At 69.1% G+C, this 1,010-nt stretch carries 2 protein-coding genes; both read right to left on the reverse strand.

Translation table 11 applies throughout. From position 1 onward, the window contains the following. On the reverse strand, positions 1–196 hold a 196-nt coding region (locus EII42_RS13050; RefSeq protein ID WP_158676509.1), incomplete at its 3' end, for a hypothetical protein. Positions 197–309: 113 nt separating this feature from the next. Beyond that, on the reverse strand, positions 310–576 hold the full coding sequence (locus EII42_RS13055) for a hypothetical protein (RefSeq protein WP_158676510.1): 267 nt from the start codon (positions 574–576) through the stop codon (positions 310–312). Positions 577–1,010: the final 434 nt, after the last annotated feature.

Raw genomic sequence — 1,010 nt, forward strand, 5'->3', positions numbered from 1 at the left:
AGCCACCATAGAGTCCGTCTGCGGTAGCGGAGCGCTCGTCCCATTGCTTCATCGCGGCGTCCAGGCTGCCGAAATCGGCGGTGTGGGACATGTCCCCAGAAGGCCGGTAGGCCCCACCACCAGCCGAGCGCACCCCGCGTTCAGCGGCTTCGCGGCCCCTGCGGCGCAGATTGTCGAAGCGTCCACTTTCCGCCATCGGCCCAGAAGCCCGACCCCGCAGTGCGCCGGTTGGGGTGGTGGCACCGAAATCACCGAACCCGCCACCAGAACCCGCCAGCACACCCCCAGCACCCTCACCAGGGGAAGGTGCTACCGGGGCATCCTTACCCGGTGTGGGCCGAACAAACCCATAACCACCACCCGGCCCACCCGGCCCACCCGGGTAACCAGGCTGACCAGGACCACCCGGAACACCCGGAAAACCAGGCTGACCAGGCCCGCCGGGGTAACCGGGGTAGCCGGGGTAGCCGGGCTGGCCGGGATAGCTGGGGTGGGGGTCCCAGCCCGCGCCCACACCAGGCACCCCGGGCTCGCCCGAACCAACCGGCCGCCCATCCGGCCCCAGAGGACGCCCATACGAGTCGAGGGGCCGCCCATAAGCATCGAGGGGACGCCCATAAGCATCGAGGGGACGCCCATAAGCATCGAGGGGCTGCCCGTCCGGGCCTACCATCACAGGACCCGCCGCGGCGGGATCTGCCCCAGCCGCAGCCAAACCACCACCAGACAGACCACCACCAGACAGACCACCACCACCGGGTAGACCACCACCGGGTGTGGCCGGTGGTGTGGCCGTACCAGAATTCAAACCAGCAGCCCGCGCTACCTGACCCACCGCAACCTACGCCTGACCACCAGCCAACTGCGCACCCACCCCACCCACACCAGCAGCAGCAGGAGCACCCCCACCACCGCCGGCGCCCAGACCACCACCTACCGGCATCATCGGCGGCATCCCACCACCACCAGCAGCCGAACCCTTATCCCCCTTACGAGCCTTACCCGGATCC

Source organism: Tessaracoccus sp. OH4464_COT-324 (genome assembly GCF_003932855.1).
GTDB lineage: Bacteria > Actinomycetota > Actinomycetes > Propionibacteriales > Propionibacteriaceae > Arachnia.